Source organism: Streptomyces sp. NBC_00190 (assembly GCF_036203305.1).
Classification (GTDB): domain Bacteria; phylum Actinomycetota; class Actinomycetes; order Streptomycetales; family Streptomycetaceae; genus Streptomyces.
The window spans coordinates 4,173,338-4,198,189 of sequence record NZ_CP108131.1 but is presented as its reverse complement, the minus strand read 5'-3'; the positions used below and the strand labels follow the sequence as shown (position 1 = coordinate 4,198,189).

Sequence of the window (24,852 nt, the reverse complement as noted above, 5' to 3'; positions counted from 1 at the left end):
GGCGGCGGGGGTCGGCCTCAGGCGGGAAGTTCCGCGGCCTTCAGAGCCCGCACGAACGGCCCCCACGCACCGGCCGCGACGATCACTGCGGGCCCGTTCGGCCTCTTCGAGTCCCGGACGGGAACGATCCCGACCAGGCCGTCGGCGACCTCGACGCAGTTGCCTCCATCGCCGTTGCTGTAGCTGCTTTTACGCCAGACAGCAGTACGGAAGTCAGTGCTGTTGGTTGCCATTTCGGTAATCCTCAGCCGCATCCTTGATCCTGGCGAGGGACGCCTCCGGCGGCAATGCGGCGGCCCTGAGCAGATCGTATGCCTTGCGGTACTGCCTCACGAGGGCCGGATCGTCGATCGTCTGGCCGTGGTACGGCCCCTCCGTGTACATCAGCGGCGGTTCGTCATCGAACTCCATGAACAGGAGCGAGAGCTCCATGAAAGGCCGGGTGGGCGCGTTCCACAGCATGAGCTGTGGAGCGATGCGGTTGCGATCCGCCAGGGCGGCGATGCGGTCCAGTTGTTCGACCATCTCAGCTGGCGGGAGGATCGGTTCGCGAATCACGGACTCATGAAGGATGACCCAGTACTCCGGCTTCTTCGGGTCGTCAAAGAGCTTGGCCCGCCCCAGGCGCTGACTGATCTTCGCGTCGACCTCTTCCTTGAGGTCCAGGGAATGCGTGGACCGGATGACCGCGCGTGCGTACGACTCGGTCTGGAGCAGACCGGGAATGAGCGCGCTGTTCCACTCCTCGATGGCCCGCGCCCGCGTCTCAGCCTCCGCGACCGGCGCGAAGTACTCCGCATGTGCGCCCTTCCGGGCCTTCCGAACGTCCTCGCAGCGCCGCTCGAAGAAGCCGTCCGTCCGCAGCACTTGATCCACATGCCGCGCCAGATCAACCGGCATCCGGCGCTGAGCACGCTCGATCTCACTCAGGTAGCTCACGCCGTAGAAGCTTCCTTCCACCGTCTGCTGAAGCGTGAGCCCTGCTTCCTCCCGCCTCCAGCGCAGCTCCTTGCCGTAGAAGGCCGGAACGCTCTCGGAGCCGTCGATGTCCTTGCTCGCGGCCACAATCGCCCGCCTTCCACACTTCGCACCGTGGAGCCAGAAACCCTTCCACGGTACGCCGACCGCCGCCAGGCTGTGAGCAGTTCGTCACAGTCCGCACATGCCGGAACAGGAAGGCCCCCATGAGCGACCACACCCACGACCGCGAGGCCATCGAGGCGCTCACCCGGCTCCGCGCCGCCCTCGCCGCGCACGGCATCACGCTGCCCTCCCTCGACCTCCACCTCCCCTCCTACGCCAGTAGCCACCGCACCCCGCCCCTGATCGCCCTCGGCAACTGCAACCCGGCCACCGCCCGGCTCCTCGCCACCGCCCTGGGCGACCGGTGAACGACCTCACCATCCGGCTGCTCGCCGCCCCGAAGGCGGCCCGGCTCCTGCGGCACGCCGTGCGCGAGCACCTCGGGGACGGTCGGGCCTGCCCCGACGCGGAGCTCTGCGTCAGCGAGCTGCTGGCCAACGTGATCATCCACCTCGGCGAAGGCACGCCCGTCACCCTGCGGATCACCGGAAGGGCAACCCGTACGCGGGTCGAGCTCACCGATCCCGAGCCGCGGGTGTGGCCCGTACCGCGGCAGGCGACCGACGGCGACGAGTCCGGGCGGGGGCTGGCCCTGCTCGACGCCGTAGCCCTGCGCTGGGGCGTCGAGCAGGGCCCGGACAGCAAGACCGTCTGGTGCGAGCTTTGACGCTGGTCACATTGCCCGCCAAGGGTTGCGCCTTATTACCCGCGGGTAGCATCATTACGTTACCGATTGGTATGTACGAGGAACCTGTCTCCCCGAGCCTTAACGGAGCCGTCGCCATGGGGCACTACAAGTCGAATCTCCGCGACATCGAGTTCAACCTCTTCGAGGTGCTCGGCCGCGACAAGCTGTACGGCACCGGTCCGTTCGAGGAGATGGACACCGAGACCGCCAAGAGCGTCCTGTCCGAGCTCACCCGCCTCGCCGAGAACGAGCTGGCCGAGTCCTTCACGGACGCCGACCGCAACCCGCCGGTCTTCGACCCGGCCACCAACACCGCGCCGGTCCCGGCCTCCTTCAAGAAGAGCTACGAAGCCTTCATGGACTCGGAGTACTGGCGCCTGGGCCTGCCCGAGGAGATCGGCGGCACCACCTCGCCCCGCTCCCTCATCTGGGCCTACGCGGAGCTGCTGCTCGGCTCGAACCCGGCCATCTGGATGTACTCCTCCGGCCCGGCGTTCGCCGGCATCCTCTTCGAAGAGGGCAACGAGGCGCAGAAGAAGGTCGCGCAGATAGCCGTCGAGAAGCGCTGGGGCTCCACCATGGTCCTCACCGAGCCGGACGCCGGCTCGGACGTCGGCGCCGGCCGCACCAAGGCGATCCAGCAGGCCGACGGCTCCTGGCACATCGAGGGCGTGAAGCGGTTCATCACCTCCGGTGAGCACGACATGGAGGAGAACATCCTCCACTACGTCCTCGCGCGCCCCGAGGGCCACGGCCCGGGCACCAAGGGCCTGTCCCTCTTCCTCGTCCCGAAGTTCCACTTCGACTGGGAGACCGGCGAGCTGGGCGAGCGCAACGGCGTCTACGCGACGAACGTCGAGCACAAGATGGGCCTCAAGGCCTCCAACACGTGCGAGATGACCTTCGGCGACCAGCACCCCGCCAAGGGCTGGCTGATCGGCGACAAGCACGACGGCATCCGCCAGATGTTCATGATCATCGAGTTCGCCCGGATGATGGTCGGCACGAAGGCCATCGCCACCCTCTCCACCGGCTACCTCAACGCGCTGGAGTACGCCAAGGAGCGCGTGCAGGGCCCGGACCTGGCCAACTTCATGGACAAGACCGCGCCCAAGGTCACCATCACGCACCACCCCGACGTGCGCCGCTCGCTCATGACGCAGAAGGCGTACGCCGAGGGCATGCGCGCCCTCGTCCTGTACACCGCCTCCGTCCAGGACGAGATCCAGCTGACGCAGGCCGCGGGCGAGGACGCCTCGTCCCTCATCGGCCTGAACGACCTGCTCCTGCCGATCGTGAAGGGCTACGGCTCGGAGAAGTCGTACGAGCAGCTCGCGCAGTCCCTGCAGACCTTCGGCGGCTCCGGTTACCTCCAGGAGTACCCGATCGAGCAGTACATCCGCGACGCCAAGATCGACACCCTCTACGAGGGCACCACGGCCATCCAGGGCCAGGACTTCTTCTTCCGGAAGATCGTCCGCGACCAGGGCGCCTCCCTGAACGTCCTCTCCGAGACGATCAAGAAGTTCCTGGCCGAGGCCGTCGGCGGCGAGGAGCTCGCCGGCGCCCGCGACGCGCTCGCCAAGGCCGCCGTGGACCTGGAGGCCATCGTCGGCCAGATGATCGTCGACCTCACCGCCACCGGCGAGGACGTCAAGAACATCTACAAGGTCGGCCAGAACACCACCCGCCTGCTGATGGCCTCCGGCGACGTGGTCGTCGGATACCTGCTGCTCAAGGGCGCGGCCGTGGCCGCCGAGAAGCTGGGAGGCGCCTCCCCCAAGGACGTGCCGTTCTACACCGGCAAGATCGCCGCCGCGAAGTTCTTCGCCGCGGAGGTCCTCCCGGGCGTCTCGGTCCAGCGCCAGCTGGCCGAGGTCGTCGACAACTCCCTCATGGAGCTCGACGAGGCCGCGTTCTAACCCGCACCGCGCACCGAACGTCCAGCGGCCGGGTCCTCCGCACGGGGGCCCGGCCGCTGCCGTACCTCGCCACAGGCCTGTGTCCTGCGGCTTTCCCCCGTTGTCGGTCGTTCATGGGACGCTCGTACGCATGAGTCCACAGGATCAGCACGGCAGCAGGGGGTACTCCGTCCCCACCGGGCGGCCGTACGCCCTCAAGGAGCTGCAGGCGAGCCTGGGCAGCCTCGGCGACCACCTGCGCGAGCTGTACGACGGCTCGCACCCCGCCGAGTACGACGGGATCGCCGACGCCCTCTACGTGGCCTTCCAGACCGCCGCCGGGCTGGCACCCGCCAAGAGCTACACCGGCTGCCCCGAGCACCCCAACGGCGCCCTCGACCCCGAGGCGCCCGAAGGCTGGGGCCGCTGCCTCATCTGCAACGACCGGCGGCGCCTCGGCCGGCGGCTGCAGGGCGGCCGGACGGCCGGACCCGCCGGGGAGCAGCGGCGCCTCGGCTACCCCGTGCCCGAGGGCCCGTACACGCTGCCGGCCCTGCGCGCGTGCCTGCGTACGGTCGAGGACCAGCGCTTCCACCTCAGCCTGTCCTCACCCGCCGAGGACTTCGTCCGCATCGCCGACGACCTCCACCGCGCCTTCATCGTCGCGCGCGAACTGTCCCGGCCCCGCAACGCCTCGGGCTGCTCCGAGCACCCCGGTGCGCCCATCGATCCCGACGCACCCCCCGGCGAGGCCTGTATCTTCTGCGCCGGACGCAAGAGACGCGCGCAGCGCTCCGCGCAGACCCCGGAGATGCTCCCGCGCATCCGCCGGGGCGAGCGCAGACAACTGCACCGCAGATTCGAGCGCCCGCCGGGCTGAGAATCGACGCGACCGCAGATCACACACCCCGCGGTCCCCGACCCTCGGCTATCCGCCGCAGTCCGGCCATGGCGTACACGACCGTCGTTAAGGTGAACCACATGAGCTCTCCCGCCCGCTTCGACCGCGGCCACACCGACGATCTGATGACCTTCCTGACGGCCAGTCCGTCGCCGTACCACGCCGTGGCCAACGCGGCCGAGCGGCTGGAAAAGGCAGGTTTCAGGCAGTTGTCGGAAACGGACGCCTGGGATGCGGGCACCGGGGGCAAGTTCGTGCTCCGCGGCGGCGCGCTCATCGCCTGGTTCGTCCCCGAAGGCACGGCCGCGCACACCCCGTTCCGGATCGTCGGCGCGCACACCGACTCGCCCAACCTGCGGGTCAAGCCGCTGCCCGACACGGGCTCACAGGGCTGGCGGCAGATCGCCGTCGAGATCTACGGCGGCACCCTGCTCAACACCTGGCTCGACCGCGACCTCGGCCTCGCCGGCCGGCTGACCCTGCGGGACGGCACCGAGCGCCTGGTGAACGTGGACCGCGCGCTGCTGCGCGTCCCCCAACTCGCCGTACACCTCGACCGGTCGGTGAACAGCGACGGCCTCAAGCTCGACAAGCAGCGGCACATGCAGCCCATTTGGGGTTTGGGAGATGTCCAGGAAGGCGACCTGATCGCGTTCCTGGAGGAGGAAGAGGGCCTGGAGCAGGGCTCGGTGGCCGGCTGGGACCTGATGGTCCACTCGATCGAGCCCCCCGCCTACCTCGGCCGCGACCGCGAACTGCTCGCCGGTCCCCGGATGGACAACCTGCTGTCGGTGCACGCGGGCGTCGCCGCGCTGGCGGCCGCGTCCACCGCCGGGAAGCTCGACCACATCCCTGTGCTGGCCGCCTTCGACCACGAGGAGAACGGCTCGCAGTCGGACACCGGCGCGGACGGGCCGCTCCTGGGGAACGTGCTGGAACGTTCAGTCTTCGCGCGCGGGGGCTCGTACGAGGACCGGGCGCGCGCCTTCGCGGGCACCATCTGCCTGTCCTCCGACACCGGGCACGCCGTACACCCCAACTACGCGGAGCGGCACGACCCTTCGCACCACCCGCGGGCCAACGGCGGACCGATCCTGAAGGTCAACGTCAACCAGCGGTACGCGACGGACGGCAGCGGGCGCGCGGTGTTCGCCAGCGCCTGCGAGCGGGCCGGCGTGCCGTGGCAGACCTTCGTCTCCAACAACTCGATGCCGTGCGGCACGACGATCGGCCCGATCACGGCCGCCCGCCACGGCATCCAGACCGTCGACATCGGCGTCGCGATCCTCTCGATGCACAGCGCCCGCGAACTGTGCGGCGCGGACGACCCGTTCCTGCTGGCGAACGCCCTGCTGGCCTTCCTGGAGGACTGAGCCCCCAGGAAGGCCGCGCGCCGCGGCGCCACCGGGTTCGCGGTCCGGGCTACCCCTCGTCGTCCATCCCGGCGAGGACGAGGGGCAGCCGGGCGGCGCCGCCGTCGGTGACGCGCACGGGTACCCCCCAGTCCTGCTGGTGGACGTGGCAGGCCGGGTACTCGTTGGCCGGATCGTCGTCGCAGGACGCCGCCATCGCGGAGACGTGCAGCACGCCCTCGGTGACGTCCGGGTTCAGCGCGAGCTCCCGGAACAGGTCGGTCCCGGCGCCTTCGCCGCCGGCGAGGAGCTCGGGCGGGGTCGAGGAGACCAGCAGGCGCGTCGAGGGCCCGTAGCGGGTGTCGAGCTTCTGCCCGCTCGGGGCCTGGAAGACCACGTCGAGGCGGAGCGTGCCCGGGGCCACCTCGGTGGCGGCGCGCTGGGTCCGATGGGCGACCGAGTCCACCCGTACCGCCTCCTCCGGGAGGCGCAGCCGGGTCAGCCGGTGCCGGGCGGACTCGACGACCACGATGTCGTCGTCGACCAGCACGGCGTCGCTCGGCTCGCGCAGGTCGGTGGCGAGCGTCGAAACCTCGCCGGTGGCGGGGTCGTAGCGGCGCAGCGCGTGGTTGTACGTGTCACACACCGCGACCGAGCCGTCGGGCAGGGCGGTCACCCCGAGCGGGTGCTGGAGCAGGGCCTGGCCCGCGTCCCCGTCCCGGTGGCCGAAGTCGAAGAGCCCGGTACCGACGGCGGACACGACCTCGTAGCCGGTGCCGGTGCCGGTGGGGTGGACGTACCGCAGGGCGCTCGTCTCGGAGTCGGCGATCCACAGCCGGTCCCCGGCGGCCGCGAGGCCGGAGGGCTGGGCGAACCAGGCCTCGGCGGCGGGCCCGTCGAGGAGTCCCTCGTTGGTCGTCCCGGCCGCGACCTCGACCGTGTTGGTCTGCGGGTCCCAGGTCCACAGCTGGTGGACGCCGGCCATCGCGATCCACACCCGGCCCTGCCACCAGGCCACGTCCCACGGCGAGGACAGGTCCACCTCCAGCGCGGAGCCGGAGGTGGGCGAGCCCTGCCACCACTGCCGGCCGGTGCCGGCCACGGTCTCGACGGTCCCGGTGGCCGGGTCGAAGCGGCGCAGCGCGTGATTGACCGTGTCGGCGACGACGACGGTCCCGTCGGGCAGCAGCGCCAGCCCCTGCGGCTCGCTGAAGCTGTCGGAGGTGAAGCCGCGCTTCCCGCTGCCGACGCGCCGTACGACGCTCTCCCCGTCGGCGGCCAGCTCCACGAGCTGGTGCCGCGTCGAGTCCGACACCAGGAAGTTCCCGGAGGGCAGGAGCAGCGCCTTCCCGGGGAACCGCAGGTCGCTCGCCACGGCCTCGGGCGCCACGTACGGCCCGTCGCCGCGCCGCAGCGTCCCCTTGGCCTCGTGCACGGCCTCCAGCTCCTCGACGAGCCGCTCGATGGCGTGCGCGTGCCCTTCACCGGCGTGCTGCGCGACGACGTACCCCTCGGGGTCGATCACGACGAGCGTGGGCCAGGCCCGTACGGCGTACTGCTTCCAGGTCGCGAGCTCCGGGTCGTCCAGCACGGGGTGGTGCACCTCGTACCGCTCGACGGCATCGACGACGGAGGCGTGCTCGGCCTCGTGCGCGAACTTCGGCGAGTGCACGCCGATGATCACGACGGTGTCGCGGTGCTTCTCCTCCAGCTCGCGCAGCTCGTCGAGGACGTGCAGGCAGTTGATGCAGCAGAAGGTCCAAAAATCGACAACAACGCACTTACCTCGCAGGTCGGCGAGGCTCAGCTCTTTGCCCCCGGTGTTCAGCCAGCCCCCCTTGCCGATCAGCTCGGGGGCACGGACACGGGCACGTCGGCGGGGCGCGGGCGCGGGGGTGGGCGCCGGGGCAGCATCGTTCATGTTTCAAGCTTGCCACCCCCGGACACGTGCACCCGCAGGGGTGACGACGGGCGGCGGGACCCCGTGGGAGTCTGGTCGCAGTAAGCAAAGGAGGAGGCGTCCGGAATGACCACCGCGCACGACTACAGCGAGGGCATCGATCCCGAGCGCGCCCTGAAGTACGCCATCCAGCACCACAGCGGAGACCGCACCGAGATCGTGGAAGGGGTCATCAGCAACGTGACGCCGAGCTGGGACCACGAGAACGCAGCCGAAGAGATTCGCGATCAGATCCGGCCGCGGGTCAAGGAACTGGACTGCGTCACCGGCTCTGGCAACCTGGACCTGCCAGGCTCGCCGAATTGGTACGTGCCTGATCTTGCCGTCGTTCCCAAGGCGCTGGCGAAGGGGGGCAGCGCCCTCCTGCCGGACCAGGTGCTGCTCGTCGTCGAGGTCACCTCCGAGTCCAACGCCGAAACCGATCGCGTCGTCAAGCGCAAGCGGTACGCGGAGTACGGCGCGCCCCTCTACCTGCTGGTCGACCGCATGGAGAAGACGGTCACGGTGTTCACCGACCCCGGGCGGCTCGGATACACGAAGGTGGACGGTCCGCACCCGTTCGGGACGCCGGTGCGGCTGCCGGAGCCGTTCGGGATCGACCTCGACACCAGCGGGCTCTAGGTCGTGATCACCCGGTAGCGTGCGTGTACGTGACAGCCACCACGCCGCCGAGCGGGCGGATATTCGATGCCGTGAACGCCACCGCCGTCCGGAGCACGGCCCAGTTGCGGGAGCTCTACGAGGAGCCGAGCGAGCTGGTCCGGCGCAAGGCCGTGGACCGGATCCACGACGCCGCCCGTGCGGTCATCGGGCGATCGTCGTTGGTGTTCGTCGCGAGCGCCGGCGCCGACGGCCGCTGCGACGTGACGCCCCGGGGCGGTCCGCCCGGATTCGTGGCCGTCCTGGACGAGTTCACCCTCGCCATTCCCGACGCCACCGGCAACAAGCGGCTCGACTCCTCCCACAACATCGTGGAGACGGGCCGGGCCGGGCTGATCTTCGTCATCCCCGGCCGGGCCACGACGCTGCGCGTGAACGGAAGGGCCTGCGTGTCCGCCGATCCGCGTCTGCTGGAGCAGCTGACCGCCGTCGGCAAGCCCCCGCGCAGCGCGATCGTGGTGGAGGTCGAGGAGGCCTACCAGCACTGCCCGAAGGCATTCCTGCGCAGCGACGCGTGGAAGCCCGCGCAGTGGCTCGCCGAGGACGCCGTTCCGAGCTCCGCCGAGGTCACGCTCTCCCACCTGGATCTCCCCGGTCTGACGATCGAGGAGATCCAGCGGCACGAGCGCGAGTCCCTGCTCCACCGCTACGAGTAGTCGAAAAGGGCGCTCAGGCGCGGCAGCCGGGCCGTGATCTCGTCCTCGTCGTCGAAGTCGAAGTCCCAGGACGGGTCCAGGGGCGGGTAGCTGATCGTGAAGGAGTCCGAGGGGAGTTCGTGGCCGGTGGCGGCCTCGTACGCGGTCCAGGCGATGGACAGCGCCTCCTCGTCCCACAGCTCCAGGCCCTGCGCCGCGGCCTCGCGGACCGGCGGGTGGGCCGCCAGGGAGTCGGGGTCGGCCAGGGCCGCCTCGAAGGCCGCCTCGCCCTGGGTGAGCAGCCAGCCCCGGAAGTAGTCGAAGCCGTCGTCCGAGCAGCCGCCGTTGATCACGTAGGCCGCGGCCCAGAGCGGGCTGCGGTAGGACTCCGCCAGCAGGTCCCACAGCACCTGCTGGGCCGCGGCTATCTCCGCCTCCGGGAGGCGGGCGAGCAGCGCCGCCGCGTGCTCCGCCACCTGGTCGTCCGGCGCCTGCGCGCGGGCCGTGTCGATCAGCTTCCAGAAGGTCTGCTTGTCCATGGACCGAGCCTCGCACCCGCCTCTGACATCAGGTCAGGAAGGAGTGGAGAGATTCCGTGAGCGATGTGATGAAGCGGTCCTGGACGTCGGCCGGGACGAGGTCCAGGGAGAGGTACGGGTTCAGGTCCTCCAGCTCGACCAGCAGGAGTTCGCCCGAAGGGGCCCGGCAGGCGTCCACCCGCTGGATGCCGTGGGAGAGGGTGTTCCAGGCGACGAAGGCGCGGGCGAAGGCCAGGTCCGCGTCGGTCGGGGCGTAGGGCACGAGCTCCCAGCGCCGGGCCGGGTCGGGTGCGTAGAGGGCGTACTGGAAGGCGTCGTCGACGAAGTAGAAGGACACCTCGTACGCGAAGTCGATGCGCGGCTGGATGAGGATCTCCCCCGCCGGGCCGGTCGGGTCGGCGGTGAAGGTGAGGCCGATGGAGTCGGCGCCCTGCTTGGGCTTGACCGCGTACTGGGGCACCTGCGGCAGCTCCGGCAGCCGCGCCGGGTCGTCGATCGTCGGGATCACCGGGTAGCCGGCGGCCGTCAGGTCGAGGAGGTACTGCTTGCCCGCCATGTCGCCGCGGCCGGTCAGCGGGTTGTAGACCCGGGTGCCGGCGGCGAGCGCGGCGGCGCGGAAGGAGTCGTAGGCCTGCTGGTAGTGCAGGACCGGGCCGCTGTTGCGGACGATCACCGCGTCGAAGCCCAGCGGCAGGAGTGCCTCCGCGTCCTCGGGGTGGCACAGGGCCAGGTCGAAGCGGGCGCGCAGCCGGGACGTGAGGAATATGTCCTCGTCGCAGTACCGGCGGCCGCGCGCCGGGTACGCCAGGTCGGTCACGTAGAGCAGAGGCATGACGGCAACCTATCGCGGGCACGGATCAGCGCACGAAATGCCTCGTAAGGGACAAAGTACTGGCAATCGGGAGCCCTTAGGACCCTCAGGACTGAGAGGCCACCGCGACGATGCCGTAGACCAACCCCGGGGCCGCGCACAGGCCGATCACGCCCGCGATGCCGGCCCGAACCCGGGCCCCCACCGGGTGGCGGCGGGGGTCGGCGCCGCGGGCCAGCAGCAACAGCACGGCCGACGGGATCATCAGGAACATGCCGATGAGGAAGAGGACGAGGCCGGCGGACGGCAAGGGCGGCTTGATCCTGGGCGTGGAGAAGATCCAGGGCCGCGAGTTCGCCGCGAGCGCCGAGGTCAGCGGCTACGTGCTGGACGCCCGGCTGCTGATGGACGTACTCGGCAGCCTCAAGATGCCCGGTTCCTGGTTCCAGGTCTGGTGCAAGCTGGTGTCGCTGCAGAACGCGAACCGCGCCGACGACCAGGCCTCGTTCACGGAGGCCGCCGACAGGTTCGTCGCAGTTCTTCGCCCACGTCGGCTGGATGCGCACCGCCAAGCGCGGCGTCCTCCAGCTGAACCCGTGGCTGACGATGGCCGGCACCTCCGGCGAGCAGGAGAAGTGGCAGAAGCTCTGGAATACCGCCGAGGGCCCGGCCTGTGTCATCCCGCACGCCGACTACCCCGCCGAGTGGCGCCAGGCCCGAGAGGCGGAGAAGAAGGCCGCCGAGGCCGCCCGTCGCAAGGAGAAGGTCGTCACGCTCCGGCAGCGGCGCCCCGTGCGCAAGGCGAGCGCGTGATCTCGCGCGGCATATCCTCGTTGTTGCAGCGTCGACCTGATCGGAAGTGGTGAGGCTCCGTGAGCAGCTCTTACGTCCCCAGCCCTCCCACAGAGGCACCCGTCGAGATCCCCCGTGCTGTTCTGCGCCTCCTGGCCCTGGTCGACATCACCACCGCCGGCCGCCGCGTCCTGGACGAGCTGATGTACCTGAGCGACCCAGAGACCGGCACCGCCGCGATCAGCCAGAACGAGATGTGCGCCGAGCTGGGCGCCAGCAAGCCCACCGTGAACCGCGGCTTCAAGGAGCTGCGCGAGTGCGGACTCGCCTGGAGCCTGGAAGACGGCCTCTACCAACTCCACCCGCTGCTTACCGGCGGCAAAGCCTCCTCCCCCGTCATGCCGATCCCGGAGATCAAGGCCGCCGAACCCGAGCGCTTCACCGAGCAGCGACGGGCCCGGTACGCCGCCCAGGTGGCCAACCTCGCCGCCGCCGGCTGACACCCCACCGAGGGCCACGACAGGCCCTCCAGCGGCCTCCCGACCCCGCGAAGCCGCCAAGGCGCTGCACCCCAGGTGCAGCGCTTTCTTCGTACCCGCGATCAAGCCGGTAGCACTAGCTAAACCGGCTTGTTCTGGGGCAGCAGAACAACCAGCAGGCGAACCCCGCGGTCCGGCGTTGAGCGAGAACGGCGGCCGGTAGCACCAGGTGAACCGGCTTGTTCTGGTTCTCCAGAACAAGCCATGCCGCCGTTGCTAGGAAGCCGCAGGCGGGCAGCCCGTAGGAGCGTTCCCGGGGCCGGCCGCCGCGAGCAGCACGTCGGTGGCAGCGCCCGTGAACGCGTAGCCGCCCCGGGTGCAACTGCTGTCTGCTGCACGGCGTGCCCGGCCGTGCAGCACGCCCGGAGGCGCCGGGTCAGTTCTGGCAGATCGTAGGCAGGGAAGCTGACCTGCAGGAGGCGCAGGGCGAACTCCGACGGCTGGTCGCCCTGAAACATTGCCGCGTCCATCGGCTTGATCTTCACGTCCCAGGCGTCGGGGGCGGCCCAGTGCGTCATCCGCACGTAGAAGGCATCCCGCGGTCCGGCATTTGCTACGGCCGAGAGGAAGGAGAGTCCGCTGTCGACCGGGAAGTCGATGAGCATCCAGCCGCGGCGGGACTCCACCCACTCCGCCATGTGCGGTAACTTCGCTGGCCAATCCGCGTTGCTCTCGGCCAAGTCCTGGCAGCAGGTGAACGTGTCGATGCCACACTCCCAGATCGCCTGGATAGCTGGTGCGAGCTGCTCGTCGATCTGGGCGTGGAGCTTGCCCACCCGGACGAGAACGGTGGGATGCGTGCCTTCGTAAGACGTCATCGCAGGAGCATAGAAGCGGAGTACGACGTCACAGTAGGCGGAGCCCGCCGGCAACATGCTCCGCTTCAACCAGCCGCGCACCCGCTAGCCGGACACGCCCTGGGAGCGCTCAGCGCCTCAACGACTGCACCACGACCGCCGCCGACAGCAGGAGTCCGGCACCGGCCATCACCTTGGCGGCGGTCGGGCGTTCGCGCGGGTCCGCCCCGGTGGCCAGCAGGAGCTGCAGCGCCGAGGGAAAGAACAGGAACATCCCGGCCATGGCGCCGATGAACGACCACAGCACCAGCAGCGCCGCGATGGTGCCCGCGACGTAGACGAAGCCGGACGGCCGGGCGTACAGGAACAACGGCACGGAGACCACCGCGGCGGTCGCGAAGGCGAGCGCCGGGATGCCGAAACCCGCGAACCACACGATCAGCACCGGTAGGGGGGTGACCACGGCGCACAGCACGAGGCCGAACTGCCATGGATGAATACTCGCTCGCGCAGCGGCCTGCATGACCAACCCCCGGACCCGATGACTTGAACGCGTTCAAGCTACCGGATCCGGGGGCGTGCTACGTCAGCGGGTGCACCGGCCAGCTGGACAGCAGGTCAGCGCGCGATCGCCGGGCCACGGGGCCCGGGACCACTCCGACCGAAACCGCCTTCGCGACTACGTTCCGTGGTGCTCGTAGGCGCGCGGGAGATCAACTTTTATGTGTCACGCTCCGCCGGCGAAACCGGGCCTGGAGACTCCTCCAGGTTCCGAGAAACGGACATACAGGGACGGATTCCAGGCGGCGTGACACTCCCCCGAGGGAGCGTGACAGCAGGTGTCACACTCACGGACCATCAGCGTGACACGGTCGGGCACAGCCGCGGCTGGTTGTTCAGGAGGGGCCTACGCCAGTCGGCCCCCCGATGGATCGCGTATGCCCGCCGGGCCGCGCGGCCAGAGGCTGGGTGAGCAGCTGGAACCCGAGGGTGCAACGCGAGGTGCAACACGGCGCTCACGATGGGAACGCGGGGTGTTATCGCAGGTCAGGGCCGCAACAGATGCCTGTTGCACCCGCGCGTTGCAGGGCGTGTTGTACCCCGAACGCGGCCGCTTGCACGGTTGCACGCGATTCGTGACAGGTGCAGAGACGCCGGAACCCGACGCCGCTCCGCACGAGGACGGGGGCGGTGAGGGCGAGGAGGGGGACGACGAACGCGCCCGCGGTGCCCACGCCCAGGCTCCAGACCGTCGCGAGGCAGCCCAGCAGCAGCGCGGCGCTGGCGATCGCCCGCTGGACGGGATGCACCTGCGTCCGCGCCTGATCGGCCTCCGCCGCGCCCGCTGCCGTTGTCATGTCCGCGAGGGTAGTCGTACCCGCCAGAGGCCCGGGCGGCGGTACTAGAGGCCCAGGCGGCGGTCCTTGAGGGCCGGAAACTGGGTGCGGGTGTCGCGGACCTTGGCCGGGTCGAGGTCGACCGTGAGGACGTCCTCACCGGGGCCCGCCTCCGCCAGGACCTCTCCCCACGGGTCGACCACCAGGCTGTGTCCGGCCTGTTCGACGCCCGCGTGGGTGCCGGCCAGCCCGCAGGCCAGCACGTACGACTGGTCCTCCACCGCGCGCGCCCGGCTGAGCAGCGTCCAGTGCGCGCGGCGCCGCGCGGGCCAGCCGGCCGCGACGACCATGGTGGTGGCCCCGGCGTCGACCAGACCGCGGAACAGCTCGGGGAAGCGGAGGTCGTAGCAGGTGGCGATGCCGAGGGTCTGCTCAGGCAGCTCCACCGTGGTCAGGGACTCGCCCGCCGACATGAGCACGGCCTCGCCCTGGTCGAAGCCGAACCGGTGGATCTTCCGGTAGGTGGCGGCCAGCTCGCCCTCCGGGGAGAGGACGAGGGTGGTGTTGTAGAGGGAGCCGTCGCCGGCGCGCTCCACGACCGAGCCCGCGTGCAGCCAGACCCCGGCGTCGGCGGCCGCCTTCGACATGGCCTCGAAGGTCGGTCCGTCCAGCGGTTCCGCCTCGGTCTCGAACTGCTCGTAGGCGAAGGCCCCGACCGTCCACAGTTCGGGCAGGACGACGAGATCGGAGGCGGACTGCTCCCGTACGAGATCGGCTGCTCGGGCACGCCGGGAAGATACCGACTCGCCCTCATTCACCGCGATTTGGATTAGCGAGGCGCGCACATTACCACCGTCCTGGCGTTCAAGCTGTCAACTCGGGCCCACGATCGTCACACGAAAGCACTGCCGGGGCGCTCACCGGCAGCGTAGTTTTGGAAACCGAGTCTGATGTCCCAAGCTTCCAGAACGCGCCACTGAACAGCACCGCGAGGGGTCCCGTTGACCGTCCATCCCAGCCTTCAGCCCTATGCCGACGCGTGGACGCACTCCATCGAGGCGATATCAGAGTTGGTCCTCCCGCTGACGGAGGGCGAGTGGAACCGGGCGACGCCCTGCCCGGGCTGGTCGGTCCGCGACGTCGTGTCGCACATCATCGGCATCGAATGCGAGCAGCTCGGAGACCCGCGGCCGATCCACACCGTGGCCAGGGACCTGCGGCACGTGGTGGACGAGTTCAGCCGGTACATGGAGGTGCAGGTCGACGTACGGCGCCACCACACCGCGCCGGAGATGACCTCGGAGCTCGAGTACACGGTCATCCGGCGCTCGCGGCAGCTGCGGAACGAGAAGCGGGATCCGGCCACGATGGTGCGGGGGCCGCTGGGTGACCAGGTGACGCTGGAATTCGCCCTGCGGCTGCGGGCGTTCGACGTGTGGATCCACGAGCAGGACCTGCGGACGGCGCTGGGCGTGCCCGGGAACTGGGACTCCCCGGGGGCGTTCGTGGCGCGGGACATCCTCCTGGCCGGGCTGCCCAAGGTGGTCGCGAAGCTGGCCGGCGCGCCGGCGAACTCGGCCGTGGTGATCGACGTGCACGGGCCGGTCGAGTTCCTGCGGACGGTCCGGGTCGACGCGGAGGGGCGGGGGACGGTGGACAAGTCGCCGTCGTTGGGCCCCGCGGTGACCCTGACCCTGGACTGGGAGACGTACGTCCGCCTCGCCGCGGGCCGGGTCCGGGCGCAATCCGTCGCGGACCGGGTGAAGGTCGAGGGCGACGCGGAGCTCGCGGGCGCCATCCTGGCCAACTTCGCCGTCACCCCGTAGCCGCCGCCCGCGTCACCGCCCGGGCGCCCGGGCGGCTTCCCGGCGGAACGCGCCGGGGCTGGTCCCGTACGCCTCGCGGAAGGAACGGCCGAAGACCGGAGCACTGGAGAAGCACCAGCGGGCGGCGATGTCGCGGACGGACCGGGCGGCCAGCTCGGGTCGGGCCAGATCGCTGCGGCAGCGCTCCAGACGCCGGTGGCGGACGGTCGCCGCGACGCTCTGCGGCTGATCGCGGAACAGCAGGTGCAGGGCGCGTACGGAGATGCCGTGGGCGGCGGCGATCAGGCCCGGGGTGAGCGCCGGATCCCCCAGGTTGTGCTCGATGAAGGCGTCGATCCGCTCGCGCAGGGCGCAGGCCCGGGCCTCGGCGGGGAGTTCGCCGTAGGCGTCGACGCGCTGGGCGAGGACGGCTGCCGCCAGATCGACCGCCACCGATCCCAGCCCGCGCAGCTCCTGCGGCGCGCATTCGGCGCCGTGCGGGCGGAGCGAGGACATGAACCGCGCGAGGACGGCCCCCATGCCGCTCTCCCCGCCGATGCGGCGGCCGAACAGCCCGTCGACGCGGCCCGCCCGCAGCGGCAGCGCGTCCCTCGGCATCTGCAGGATGACCGCTTCCATCGTGGCGTCCCCGGCCCGGGTCGCGGCCTCCCACTGCTTCGAGGTGTCCCACAGGATCATGTCGCCGGGCCCGACCAGCGCGTCGCCGCCGCCATGCTGGGACATCCACATACCGCCGCGGACCATCAGCCCGAGCTGGAACTGCTCCGGGTCCGAGCGCCGGATGAGCGCGGAGGTGCGGCGCGAGCGCAGCTGCCCGTACGTGTGGGCGGAGACCTGGGCCGCGCCCAGGTCCAGCACCGATGCCTCGCACCGGAAGTCCGCCGACTGGTCGCTCGTGAGGCTGACCGGCACCAGCGAGCTGGCGACCACGTCGTTGTACCAGTCGAACCTCTCCTTCGGCGCGACCATGTCCGCGGACAGCTTGGCCCACATCCCCCGGATCCCTCCTCCACGGTGCCCGCTCCCCCGACGGGACGGCGCTACCGTGCCGTGCGGCCCCCTGATTCCGGGAGGGGACACGCAGGGACGCCCGGCACCGGTTCCGGAACCGGTCGGGTGACCGGCTCCGTGACCGGTTCCGTGACCGGGGCGGCCGGTCGCCGCTCGCGTTCGCGCGCCAGGGCCGGGCCCCGCAGGCGCAGGATCTGCGCGATGCCGAACGCCTCCAGGACGAACACCGTCGAGAAGGCCAGGCGGTAATCGTCCCCGGTGGCGTCGAGCAGGACGCCCACCGCCAGCAGGGTGGTCATCGAGGCGATGAAGCCGCCCATGTTCGTGATCCCGGAGGCGGTGCCCTGGCGCTCCGCCGGGTTGGCGGGCCGGGCGAAGTCGAAGCCGATCATCGACGCCGGGCCGCAGGAGCCCAGTACCAGGCACAGGGTGACCAGCAGCCACATCGGCGCCCGGTCGCCCGGGTAGACCAGGACCGACGCCCAGAGCAGGGCCGTCAGGCCGATCGTGCCCAGGGCCAGCGGTATCCGCGCGGACTGCCGGCGGCCGACGACCTGTCCGTAGACCAGGCCGAGCGCCATGTTCGAGGCGACCACCAGCGTCAGCAGCCCGCCCGCGGTGGTCCGCGACAGCCCCTGCGCCTCGACGAGGAACGGCATTCCCCAGAGCAGCAGGAACACCATCGCCGGGAACTGCGTGGTGAAGTGCACCCACAGGCCGAGCCGGGTGCCCGGTTCGCTCCACGATTCGCGTATCTGGCGGCGTACGAACCCTCCGGGAGCCCCCGCAGCGCGCGTCGGGGGAGGCGGCCCGTGGCCCTCCGGGTGGTCCCGCAGGAACAGCACCAGCGGGACCAGGACGACCAGACCCGCCACCGCGCTCCCCGCGAAGGCGGCCACCCAGCCCGCCCCGTGCAGGACGGGCGCCAGCACCAGCGTGGAGACGAGGTTGCCCGCCATGCCCACCAGCCCGGCCAGTTGCGCCATCAACGGCCCGCGCCGGGCCGGGAACCACCGGGTGCCGAGCCGCAGCACCGAGATGAAGGTCATGGCGTCGCCGCAGCCGAGCAGGGCCCGCGCGGCCAGTGCCATGTCGTACGAGGGCGAGAGCGCGAAGCCGAGCTGGCCGACGGTGAAGAGCACCGCGCCCAGGGTCAGCACCTTCTTGGTGCCGAGCCGGTCGACCATCAGCCCCACCGGTATCTGCATCCCCGCGTACACCAGCAGCTGGAGCAGCGAGAAGGTCGCCAGCGCCGAGGCGTTGACGTGGAAGCGGTCGGCCGCGTCGAGTCCGGCGACGCCCAGGCTGGTCCGGAAGATCACCGCCACGAAGTAGACGGCGACCCCGATGCCCCAGACGGCGAGGGCCTTGCGGCCGCCGGGAGGATCGAGGGCGCTCACCGGGCGTCGCCGCGCATCAGGCTTCCGACCCGGCCCACGTGCGCCCGTACGCACGCCGCCGCCCGGTCCGCGTCGCCCGCGCGCAGCGCCGTCAGGATCTCGCGGTGCTCGACGAGGCTCTGCGCGACCCGGTCCGGGTGGGCGTGCATCACCGCGACGCCCATCCGCAGCTGCCGGTCGCGCAGTTGGTCGTACAGGCGGGAGAGGATCTCGTTGCCGGCGTGCCGGACGATCTCGGCGTGGAAGCAGCGGTCCGAGGCCGCGAACGCCGCGAGGTCGCCGCTGTCCGCGTGCCGCTCCTGCGCCCGCAGCAGCTCCTCCAGCCGCCCGAGCAGCGCGGCCGGGGCCGGGACGGCCCTGCGTACGGTGAACTCCTCGACCAGCAGCCGGGTCTCGACGACATCCGCGATCTCCTGCGCCGACACGGCCAGGACCAGCGCGCCCTTCTTCGGGTAGAGCCGGATCAGCCCCTCCGTCTCCAGGCGCAGCAGTGCCTCGCGCACCGGCGTGCGGGAGACGCCCACGGCCTCGGCGACCTCGCCTTCGGTGAGGAGCGTGCCGCCTTCGTACCGGCGGTCGAGCACGCTCTGCTTGATGTGCCGGTAGACGCGGTCGGCGGCCGGTGCGGGTGCGGATGCTGGCATGGGCACAGCATAGATACGTGATCGGTACACCCGTATCACGTCTCAGCATCCAAGACCGTGCGAAGCCCGGTCCAAGTCCGCGGTGAGGACTGCATCGAAGGATGTAGCGCGACTTCGTCCAAGGGCACGACGTACGGCGCCGCGCGCCCCGCGACGCTGAAGGAATGGCCGACACACTCATCGCCCCGGTGGACCGGACGACCGCCCGGCTGCCCCTCCTCGACGTCCTGCGCGGCGCCGCCATCCTCGGCACCCTCATGACCAACGTATGGATCTTCGCCTCGCCCGGCTCGGAGTGGGGCGTCCTCACGGGCGGGCTCGCCTCCCCGGACCCGCTCGCCGACCCCTCCGCCGCGACCGTCGCGGAGTCCGTCTTCCGCTTCCTCGCCGACGGCAAGTTCCTGGCCCTGCTGACGGTCCTGTTCGGGGTGGGCCTCGCCATCCAGTACGACTCCGCCGCGCGCCGCGGCGACCCCTGGCCGGGCCGCTACCCGCGCCGCGCCGCCTTCCTCTTCGTCGAGGGCACCGTCCACTTCGTCCTCGTCTTCGCCTGGGACGTGCTGATGGGGTACGCCGTCACCGCCCTCCTCGTCGCCTGGCTGCTGGCCCGCTCCGAGAAGGTCCGCCGGCGCGCCATGGGGGCGGCCGCCGCGGTGCACCTGACCCTGGTCGCCCTGGTGACCCTGGCGGCCGTGGTGAAGTCGGGGCGCGCGACGCAGGACACGCCGAAGGCCCCGTCCGCCGACGCCGTCGAGCTGTACGCCGAGGGCGGCTACGGCGCCCAGATCGCCTTCCGCCTGGAGAACTTCGCCGCGCTGCGCATCGAGCCCGTCTTCTCCTTCGGCCTGCTGGTCTTCCTCTTCCTCCTCGGTGTGCGCCTGCACCGCGCGGGCGCCTTCACCGCCACCGCCGAGGGCCGCCGCATCCGGACCCGGATGGCCATCTGGGGCCTCGGCCTCGGACTGCCGCTGAACGCGGCGACCGCCCTCGGCGGCGACGACTTCTTCGCCCTGGGCCGCTACGGGGTCGCCCCCCTGGTCGCCGTCGGCTACATCGGCCTGATCGGCGTCGCCCTCGACCGGCTGTGGATCCCGAAGCCCGTCACCACCGCCCTCGGTTCCGTCGGCCGCACCGCCCTGTCCTGCTACGTCGCCCAGAACCTGCTCTGCATGCTGCTCTGCTACGGGATCGGGCTGGGCCTGGCCGACCGGCTCGCCGGGACCGGGCCCTGGTGGGTGATGGGTCTGTGGGCGGCCGTCGCGCTGACCCTGACGGCCGGGTCGTGGCTGTGGCTGCGCCGCTTCGGCCGCGGCCCGCTGGAGTACGTACAGCACGCGGCGCTCAGTCCGCGGCGGTGACCTCCACGTCCAGCACGAACTCGTCGTACGGGGCCTCGTCCGGGTAGGGCGGCCGGACCTGGGCGAAGCGGATCCGGGCCCGGCCGCCGCCCGGAGCACGGCCCCGGACGACGTACGTGCGCTCCACCGCCGCCCCGGGCAGGCTCTCGTCGGACACCGCGGGCCCCGCCGAGACGGCCACTGCCTCCGTGTCCCCGCTGACCTGCCAGGTCCACACGTACCCGCGCGCCCCGCGGCCGGTGAGCCGCAGCTCGTACGGCTCACCGGGGCCGAGGACGACGCTCCGTACCTCCACCCTGTTCCTCCCGGGCCGTCTCAGGCGGGGCCGATCACCGGCCCTTCGTGCCAGCCCGCCCCTCCCCCGGACTCCGTCCGGGAGGTGCCCCCACGCCAGTAGTGCTGGAGCAGGCGGTCGGTGCGCAGGACCACGACTTCCAGGTTGAACCCGAAACTGCCCTGGAGCATCCCGGTGACCGCGACGACGTCGTGCCCGAAGACCGCGCTGCGGCTCCAGGCCGAGCCGGCCGCGTTGCCGCGCCACCAGTGCTCGACCCGTCCGTCGGCGACGGCCACGCACAGCTCGTAGTTCCCGGCGGTGTCCTCGTCGACGGCTCCGTACTGCCCTTCGACCAGGCACGGCGCGCAGGTGGCCCCTTCGCCGAACACCTCCCCGGCGCGCCAGACGAAGGCGTTCGCGTCGTCCCGCCACCACAGCTGCATCCGGCCGTCGGTGCGGGTCGCGACGAGGTCGAGGCGGCGGCCGCGGGTCTGGACGAGGGCGGGCCCGTAGTGGGAGATGCCGGAGGCGAAGCGGCCGCCGTCGTTCCAGGTCCAGGGGGCGCCGTTGATCCGCCACCAGTGGTTCAGGCGGCCGTCCGCGGTCCGCACGACCACCTCGAAGTTGCCCGGCTTGCCGTAGTCGCTCTGGATGAACGCCGGGGTCGACCCGATGGCCGCGTCGCCCGGACCGAAGGCTCCGCCGTCGCGCCAGACACCCGCGGACTGCTCGTAGTACCAGTGGCGCAGCCGGCCGCCCGTGGTCACGTGCAGGGACTCCATGTTCCGGTTGTAGGTGGTCCCGGTGAAGGCGGGCTGGCCCGAGGCGTCGTTCGCGAAGGTGCCCGCGCGGCCCCACGGGAAGGGGGCGTCGCCCTCGCGCCACCAGTGCTGGAGGCGGCCGCCGCCGGCCCGGGCGAGGAGCTCGAAGTTGCGGTGGGCGCGGCCGTTGCCGCTCTCGTAGACGTTGCCGGTGTGCAGGCGGCGCTTGGTCCACGGGTCGATGTTGGTGCCCCGCAGGCCGCACTTGGCCCAGTAGTCGATGTTGACCTCGCCGTAGGCGATCCGGCCGTAGCCGCCGACGTGGTAGCCCGTCCCCCAGGAGTTCTTGAACAGCCAGCAGCCCGCCGCGTCGTCGTAGCCGACGATCAGCACGCAGTGGCCGCCCGCGAGTCGGTCGCTGGTGCGGTGGTAGACGCCGGAGCCCAGGGCGAAGAAGTCGTCGTACACGTCGAAGCAGGCGGTCAGCGGGCCGACCGTGTCCAGCCAGACCTTCTGCTGCTCGACGTCGCCGAGGCGGACGTAGTCGGTGATCCGCACGGTCCGGCCCGAACGGTCCCAGCTGGGCGTGTACTCGGCGCGCCAGGCGTCGCGCCGGGCGGCGGGCAGTCCGGCGGGCGGGGTGCTGTACGGCCAGCAGTCCGGGTCGGCGAGCCCGCCGTTGTCCTTGATCCAGTCCAGCGCGGTCTCCGGGTTGCTCCCCTGCCCGCAGCTGAACTTCAGGCCGTCGTGCACGTCCCCCTCGGAGCGCGTGGCCCACACCCCGTGCTCGATGCGGGCCATGGACTCCACCAGGCCGGCCGCGCCGAAGGCCCAGCAGGAACCGCACGGGTTCTGGTCCTTGACCCTGGTGATCCAGGGCCGGCCCCAGCGGCTGCGCCAGTCCACGGCGGCGGGCCGGGCGGCGGGGCCCGCGGCCGACCGCGTTCCCGCAAGCAGCCCGTGCGCGGCCCGGCGCCGGGTCAGGTGCGGGTTGGCGCTCTCCCGGCCGACGAGCGCCCGCAGGTCGACGGTCCGTACCGCCTCGGCGGGAGTCAGGTTCGCGCCGGGCTCCAGGCCGAGCGAAGGGCGCGGCACCGGCTCCTCGTCGACCAGGTGCTCGAGGACCGACCACCGGGCCCCGAGCTCCGCGAGCCGTGCCCGCAGCTCTCCCACGGTCTGGACAGATTCCTCCGGCATGGCGGCCCCCCAGCTGCAACCGTTCGGATCCCGGCCCGGGGAGCCTCCCGCTGCCACCGGGGAGCGTCAAGGGGGGCCGTACGGTCGCGCGGTGGCACGAAGGGGGCTCGTTGGACGGCGGCCCCGCTGCCCGGGTCAGCTGTCCAGCGACATCGCGTTCTTGGCGTGGGCGACGGATTCCTCCGAGGCGGGTCCGCCGGGATTCTCGGTGGCCAGGGCCTGGTTGAGGGTGACGTAGGGGCGCATCCGGCGCTCGTACCGGGCGTACGCGGCGCGGTGGTCGCCGCCGGCCCGGGCGAGGCTGTCGGCCAGCACGTGGGCGCCCACGAGGGCCAGGCTGGTGCCCTGCCCCGAGAGGGGGGACGGGCAGTAGCCGGCGTCCCCGAGCAGGGCCACCCGGCCCCGCGACCAGTGGTCCATGCGGATCTGCGCCATCGCGTCGCAGTAGAAGTCGGGCGCCTTCCGGGCGGCCTCGGCGAGGCGGGCCCCTTCCCACCGCATGGAGGCGAGCTTGTCCACGACGACCTGCCGCAGGGCGCCGCCGTCGCGGAGGGCGGGGGCGAGGGGCTCGGACTCGAAGCCGAAGGCGATCCTGAGCTCGGCGTTGTCGCGCACGGGCATGATGCCGAAGCCCGTGTCACCGGCCCGCAGCCACATCTGCCAGTCCTGCAGGGCGAGGAAGTTGTCCGCGCCGAACACCGAGAGGTAGCTGCCCAGGTGGTGGACGAAATCCTCCTCCGGCCCGAAGGCCAGGCGCCGCACGGTGGAGTGGAGGCCGTCGGCCCCGACGACGAGGTCGAAGGTGCGCGGCGCCGCGTGCGCGAAGTCGACGCGCACGCCGCTCCCGTCCTCGTCGAGCGCGGTGACGGTGTCGCCGAAGAGGTACTCGACGTGCGGGCGGGTGTGCTCGTACACCACCTCCACCAGGTCCTCGCGCAGCACCTCGACGTCCTCGCTGTCGAGCCGGCCGCTGCTGAAGGTCGCCTCGGTGGAGCGGTCGATCTCACGGCCGTCGGGGTCGAGGACCGACATGCCGCGCATCCGGGTCCGCAGGCCCCGCACCTGTTCCAGCAGGCCCATGCGCTCCACGACGTCGAGCGCGACGCCGCGGATGTCCACGGCCTGGCCGCCGGGGCGCCGGCCCGGGGCGCGTTCGACGACGGTGGGCGCGAAGCCGTGGCGGCGCAGCCAGTGGGCGAGGACGGGCCCGGCGATTCCGCCGCCGGAGATGAGTACGGTCTGCATGGGACGCTCCTTCAGCCGCTTGTACGGTGTACGCGCTCTGAACGTACGACGTACGCGCAGCCCCTTCAACTGCTCAAAACACGCCCTGCACTAGGACAGGCACCTCTCCTTCCGACGTTGCCGCTGCTACCCTCTGCACTAGTACAGGACAGGAAGGCGGCGGCACGTGACGCAGACCACAGGCACACCGGGCGATCCGCCCTACCTGCGCATCGTCGCCGCCATCCGCAGACGCATCGCGGACGGTGAACTCGCCCCCGGGGACCGGATCCCCTCGACCCGGCAGATCGCCGCGGAATGGGGCGTCGCACTCGCCACGGCCACCAAGGCCCTGACCACCCTGCGCCTGGAGGGACTCGTCGAGGCCCGGCCCCGGATCGGCACCGTCGTCGCCGGGGCCGCCACCGCCGCCGCCACCGCTGCGCCCGTCACGCCGACCCGCAGGCGCCCGTCACCCGCCGCGGACCCCGAGCAGGAGCTGAGCCTCGACCGGATCGTCCGGGCCGCCATCGAGATCGCCGACGCCGAGGGGATCTCGGCGCTCTCCATGCGCGGCGTCGCGGCCCGGCTCGGCGTAGCGGCGATGTCGACCTACCGGTACGTCCCGAGCAAGGAAGACCTCGTCCTGCACATGGCGGACGCCGCGTTCGGCGAAGAGTCCTATCCCGCGGACGCGCCCGAGGAGTGGCGTCCACGCATCGAGCTGGGCGCCCGGACCCTGTGGAAGCTGTACCGCAGGCACCCGTGGCTGGCCCAGCTCAGCTCCCTCACCCGCCCGTTGCTCGTACCCAATCTGATCGTCCACGGCGAATGGGTGCTCGGCGCCCTCGACGGCCACGGACTCGACCCGACCACGCTGTTCGACATCCACGTCCTGCTCTACAGCCAGGTCCAGGGCCTGGCGGTGCACCTGGAGATGGAGGCGCACGCCGAGGCCGCCACGGGCCAGTCGGAGGACCAGTGGATGGACAGCCGGGCCCCCGCCCTGCGGGACCTGATGGAATCCGGCCGCTTCCCGACCTTCGCCAAGGTCGTCGGCGCCTTCGAGGACGGCTACGACCTGCGGCTGGACGCGCTCTTCGAACGCGGCCTGCGAGCCCTCCTCGACGGCCTGACCCCCGTCGTCGAAGGACGGTAG

General features: G+C 71.4%; 28 protein-coding genes. 12 read left to right on the top strand and 16 right to left on the bottom strand.

The window, feature by feature from the left end; genetic code table 11:
- Positions 1-17: 17 nt before the first annotated feature.
- Together OG429_RS20200 and OG429_RS20195 are read right to left on the bottom strand one after the other, a co-directional pair.
- Positions 18-233, bottom strand: coding sequence for a DUF397 domain-containing protein (locus OG429_RS20200; protein WP_328926693.1), 216 nt, complete (start codon positions 231-233; stop codon positions 18-20).
- Positions 214-1,065 (bottom strand): helix-turn-helix domain-containing protein, encoded by an 852-nt coding sequence (locus OG429_RS20195; RefSeq protein ID WP_328926692.1) that lies wholly within the window; start codon positions 1,063-1,065, stop codon positions 214-216. Before OG429_RS20195 ends, OG429_RS20200 begins: the two co-directional genes overlap by 20 nt.
- Positions 1,066-1,184: 119 nt before the next feature.
- Between OG429_RS20195 and OG429_RS20190 the strand changes: the two genes are divergently transcribed.
- From OG429_RS20190 to OG429_RS20170, 5 genes are all read left to right on the top strand, one after another.
- Complete coding sequence (locus OG429_RS20190; RefSeq protein ID WP_328926691.1) at positions 1,185-1,391, top strand: hypothetical protein; 207 nt, start codon at positions 1,185-1,187, stop codon at positions 1,389-1,391.
- Positions 1,388-1,750 (top strand): ATP-binding protein, encoded by a 363-nt coding sequence (locus tag OG429_RS20185; protein ID WP_328926690.1) that lies wholly within the window; start codon positions 1,388-1,390, stop codon positions 1,748-1,750. The genes OG429_RS20190 and OG429_RS20185 overlap by 4 nt, the downstream gene beginning before the upstream one ends.
- A 116-nt stretch (positions 1,751-1,866) precedes the next feature.
- The gene (locus tag OG429_RS20180) at positions 1,867-3,693 is read left to right on the top strand and encodes an acyl-CoA dehydrogenase (protein ID WP_328926689.1); all 1,827 of its coding nucleotides are present in this window, start codon (positions 1,867-1,869) and stop codon (positions 3,691-3,693) included.
- 130 nt (positions 3,694-3,823) lie between these two features.
- Positions 3,824-4,552 (top strand): hypothetical protein, encoded by a 729-nt coding sequence (locus tag OG429_RS20175; RefSeq protein ID WP_328926688.1) that lies wholly within the window; start codon positions 3,824-3,826, stop codon positions 4,550-4,552.
- A 101-nt stretch (positions 4,553-4,653) separates the two neighbouring features.
- Positions 4,654-5,946 carry a M18 family aminopeptidase gene (locus OG429_RS20170; RefSeq protein ID WP_328926687.1) on the top strand — a complete coding sequence of 431 codons (1,293 nt, stop codon included), beginning with the start codon at positions 4,654-4,656 and terminating at the stop codon, positions 5,944-5,946.
- 49 nt (positions 5,947-5,995) lie between these two features.
- Here OG429_RS20170 and OG429_RS20165 read toward each other — a convergent pair whose 3' ends face one another.
- Complete coding sequence (locus OG429_RS20165; protein WP_328926686.1) at positions 5,996-7,846, bottom strand: NHL domain-containing thioredoxin family protein; 1,851 nt, start codon at positions 7,844-7,846, stop codon at positions 5,996-5,998.
- Positions 7,847-7,951: 105 nt separating this feature from the next.
- Here OG429_RS20165 and OG429_RS20160 point away from each other — a divergent pair, with 105 nt between their 5' ends.
- Together OG429_RS20160 and OG429_RS20155 are read left to right on the top strand one after the other, a co-directional pair.
- Positions 7,952-8,506 (top strand): Uma2 family endonuclease, encoded by a 555-nt coding sequence (locus OG429_RS20160; protein ID WP_328926685.1) that lies wholly within the window; start codon positions 7,952-7,954, stop codon positions 8,504-8,506.
- Positions 8,507-8,535: 29 nt separating this feature from the next.
- Positions 8,536-9,201, top strand: coding sequence for an MSMEG_1061 family FMN-dependent PPOX-type flavoprotein (locus OG429_RS20155; protein ID WP_328926684.1), 666 nt, complete (start codon positions 8,536-8,538; stop codon positions 9,199-9,201).
- On the opposite strand, the gene OG429_RS20150 is transcribed toward OG429_RS20155, so the two are convergent.
- From OG429_RS20150 to OG429_RS20140, 3 genes are all read right to left on the bottom strand, one after another.
- A complete protein-coding gene (locus OG429_RS20150) occupies positions 9,192-9,719 on the bottom strand; it encodes a DUF4240 domain-containing protein (protein ID WP_328926683.1) in 528 nt (175 codons plus the stop codon). The genes OG429_RS20155 and OG429_RS20150 overlap by 10 nt on opposite strands.
- A gap of 28 nt (positions 9,720-9,747) precedes the next feature.
- Positions 9,748-10,551, bottom strand: coding sequence for a hypothetical protein (locus tag OG429_RS20145; protein WP_328926682.1), 804 nt, complete (start codon positions 10,549-10,551; stop codon positions 9,748-9,750).
- Between the two features lie 85 nt (positions 10,552-10,636).
- On the bottom strand, positions 10,637-10,840 hold the full coding sequence (locus OG429_RS20140; RefSeq protein WP_328926681.1) for a hypothetical protein: 204 nt from the start codon (positions 10,838-10,840) through the stop codon (positions 10,637-10,639).
- Positions 10,841-11,088: 248 nt separating this feature from the next.
- On the opposite strand from OG429_RS20140, the gene OG429_RS20135 reads away from it, so the two are divergent.
- Entirely contained in the window at positions 11,089-11,343 is a 255-nt protein-coding gene (locus OG429_RS20135; RefSeq protein ID WP_328926680.1) for a hypothetical protein, read from the top strand.
- A 59-nt stretch (positions 11,344-11,402) separates the two neighbouring features.
- Positions 11,403-11,822 (top strand): helix-turn-helix domain-containing protein, encoded by a 420-nt coding sequence (locus tag OG429_RS20130; RefSeq protein ID WP_328926679.1) that lies wholly within the window; start codon positions 11,403-11,405, stop codon positions 11,820-11,822.
- Positions 11,823-11,941: 119 nt separating this feature from the next.
- Here OG429_RS20130 and OG429_RS20125 read toward each other — a convergent pair whose 3' ends face one another.
- From OG429_RS20125 to OG429_RS20110, 4 genes are all read right to left on the bottom strand, one after another.
- Positions 11,942-12,679, bottom strand: coding sequence for a hypothetical protein (locus OG429_RS20125; protein WP_328926678.1), 738 nt, complete (start codon positions 12,677-12,679; stop codon positions 11,942-11,944).
- Positions 12,680-12,788: 109 nt separating this feature from the next.
- On the bottom strand, positions 12,789-13,121 hold the full coding sequence (locus OG429_RS20120; protein ID WP_328926677.1) for a hypothetical protein: 333 nt from the start codon (positions 13,119-13,121) through the stop codon (positions 12,789-12,791).
- A gap of 574 nt (positions 13,122-13,695) precedes the next feature.
- On the bottom strand, positions 13,696-14,016 hold the full coding sequence (locus OG429_RS20115; protein ID WP_328926676.1) for a hypothetical protein: 321 nt from the start codon (positions 14,014-14,016) through the stop codon (positions 13,696-13,698).
- 44 nt (positions 14,017-14,060) lie between these two features.
- A complete protein-coding gene (locus OG429_RS20110) occupies positions 14,061-14,840 on the bottom strand; it encodes a carbon-nitrogen family hydrolase (RefSeq protein WP_328926675.1) in 780 nt (259 codons plus the stop codon).
- A 156-nt stretch (positions 14,841-14,996) separates the two neighbouring features.
- Here OG429_RS20110 and OG429_RS20105 point away from each other — a divergent pair, with 156 nt between their 5' ends.
- Positions 14,997-15,821: a maleylpyruvate isomerase family mycothiol-dependent enzyme gene (locus OG429_RS20105; protein ID WP_328926674.1), complete on the top strand. Its 825-nt coding sequence runs from the start codon at positions 14,997-14,999 to the stop codon at positions 15,819-15,821.
- A 12-nt stretch (positions 15,822-15,833) separates the two neighbouring features.
- Here OG429_RS20105 and OG429_RS20100 read toward each other — a convergent pair whose 3' ends face one another.
- The 3 genes from OG429_RS20100 to OG429_RS20090 are packed head-to-tail and all read right to left on the bottom strand — an operon-like array spanning position 15,834 to position 18,876.
- Complete coding sequence (locus tag OG429_RS20100; RefSeq protein ID WP_328926673.1) at positions 15,834-16,814, bottom strand: helix-turn-helix domain-containing protein; 981 nt, start codon at positions 16,812-16,814, stop codon at positions 15,834-15,836.
- Between the two features lie 47 nt (positions 16,815-16,861).
- Positions 16,862-18,232 (bottom strand): MFS transporter, encoded by a 1,371-nt coding sequence (locus OG429_RS20095; protein ID WP_328926672.1) that lies wholly within the window; start codon positions 18,230-18,232, stop codon positions 16,862-16,864.
- On the bottom strand, positions 18,229-18,876 hold the full coding sequence (locus OG429_RS20090) for a GntR family transcriptional regulator (protein WP_328926671.1): 648 nt from the start codon (positions 18,874-18,876) through the stop codon (positions 18,229-18,231). The genes OG429_RS20095 and OG429_RS20090 overlap by 4 nt, the downstream gene beginning before the upstream one ends.
- Positions 18,877-19,040: 164 nt before the next feature.
- On the opposite strand from OG429_RS20090, the gene OG429_RS20085 reads away from it, so the two are divergent.
- Positions 19,041-20,234, top strand: coding sequence for a DUF418 domain-containing protein (locus OG429_RS20085; RefSeq protein ID WP_328926670.1), 1,194 nt, complete (start codon positions 19,041-19,043; stop codon positions 20,232-20,234).
- Here the strand turns inward: OG429_RS20085 and OG429_RS20080 are convergent.
- From OG429_RS20080 to OG429_RS20070, 3 genes are all read right to left on the bottom strand, one after another.
- Complete coding sequence (locus tag OG429_RS20080) at positions 20,218-20,529, bottom strand: protease inhibitor I42 family protein (protein ID WP_328926669.1); 312 nt, start codon at positions 20,527-20,529, stop codon at positions 20,218-20,220. The genes OG429_RS20085 and OG429_RS20080 overlap by 17 nt on opposite strands.
- A 20-nt stretch (positions 20,530-20,549) precedes the next feature.
- A complete protein-coding gene (locus OG429_RS20075) occupies positions 20,550-22,469 on the bottom strand; it encodes a C1 family peptidase (RefSeq protein ID WP_328926668.1) in 1,920 nt (639 codons plus the stop codon).
- A 135-nt stretch (positions 22,470-22,604) separates the two neighbouring features.
- The gene (locus OG429_RS20070) at positions 22,605-23,714 is read right to left on the bottom strand and encodes an FAD-dependent monooxygenase (RefSeq protein ID WP_328926667.1); all 1,110 of its coding nucleotides are present in this window, start codon (positions 23,712-23,714) and stop codon (positions 22,605-22,607) included.
- A gap of 166 nt (positions 23,715-23,880) precedes the next feature.
- On the opposite strand from OG429_RS20070, the gene OG429_RS20065 reads away from it, so the two are divergent.
- A complete protein-coding gene (locus OG429_RS20065) occupies positions 23,881-24,852 on the top strand; it encodes a GntR family transcriptional regulator (RefSeq protein ID WP_328926666.1) in 972 nt (323 codons plus the stop codon).

Bases quoted from the DNA above. Each gene is read 5' to 3' on its own strand.
- OG429_RS20125 (WP_328926678.1), bottom strand. From the start codon at position 12,679: ATGACGTCTTACGAAGGCACGCATCCCACCGTTCTCGTCCGGGTGGGC.
- OG429_RS20170 (WP_328926687.1), top strand. From the start codon at position 4,654: ATGAGCTCTCCCGCCCGCTTCGACCGCGGCCACACCGACGATCTGATG.
- OG429_RS20115 (WP_328926676.1), bottom strand. From the start codon at position 14,016: ATGACAACGGCAGCGGGCGCGGCGGAGGCCGATCAGGCGCGGACGCAG.
- OG429_RS20085 (WP_328926670.1), top strand. From the start codon at position 19,041: ATGGCCGACACACTCATCGCCCCGGTGGACCGGACGACCGCCCGGCTG.
- OG429_RS20190 (WP_328926691.1), top strand. From the start codon at position 1,185: ATGAGCGACCACACCCACGACCGCGAGGCCATCGAGGCGCTCACCCGG.
- OG429_RS20075 (WP_328926668.1), bottom strand. From the start codon at position 22,469: ATGCCGGAGGAATCTGTCCAGACCGTGGGAGAGCTGCGGGCACGGCTC.
- OG429_RS20090 (WP_328926671.1), bottom strand. From the start codon at position 18,876: ATGCCAGCATCCGCACCCGCACCGGCCGCCGACCGCGTCTACCGGCAC.
- OG429_RS20135 (WP_328926680.1), top strand. From the start codon at position 11,089: ATGCGCACCGCCAAGCGCGGCGTCCTCCAGCTGAACCCGTGGCTGACG.
- OG429_RS20070 (WP_328926667.1), bottom strand. From the start codon at position 23,714: ATGCAGACCGTACTCATCTCCGGCGGCGGAATCGCCGGGCCCGTCCTC.
- OG429_RS20180 (WP_328926689.1), top strand. From the start codon at position 1,867: ATGGGGCACTACAAGTCGAATCTCCGCGACATCGAGTTCAACCTCTTC.
- OG429_RS20175 (WP_328926688.1), top strand. From the start codon at position 3,824: ATGAGTCCACAGGATCAGCACGGCAGCAGGGGGTACTCCGTCCCCACC.
- OG429_RS20160 (WP_328926685.1), top strand. From the start codon at position 7,952: ATGACCACCGCGCACGACTACAGCGAGGGCATCGATCCCGAGCGCGCC.
- OG429_RS20150 (WP_328926683.1), bottom strand. From the start codon at position 9,719: ATGGACAAGCAGACCTTCTGGAAGCTGATCGACACGGCCCGCGCGCAG.
- OG429_RS20100 (WP_328926673.1), bottom strand. From the start codon at position 16,814: ATGTGGGCCAAGCTGTCCGCGGACATGGTCGCGCCGAAGGAGAGGTTC.
- OG429_RS20145 (WP_328926682.1), bottom strand. From the start codon at position 10,551: ATGCCTCTGCTCTACGTGACCGACCTGGCGTACCCGGCGCGCGGCCGC.
- OG429_RS20200 (WP_328926693.1), bottom strand. From the start codon at position 233: ATGGCAACCAACAGCACTGACTTCCGTACTGCTGTCTGGCGTAAAAGC.
- OG429_RS20165 (WP_328926686.1), bottom strand. From the start codon at position 7,846: ATGAACGATGCTGCCCCGGCGCCCACCCCCGCGCCCGCGCCCCGCCGA.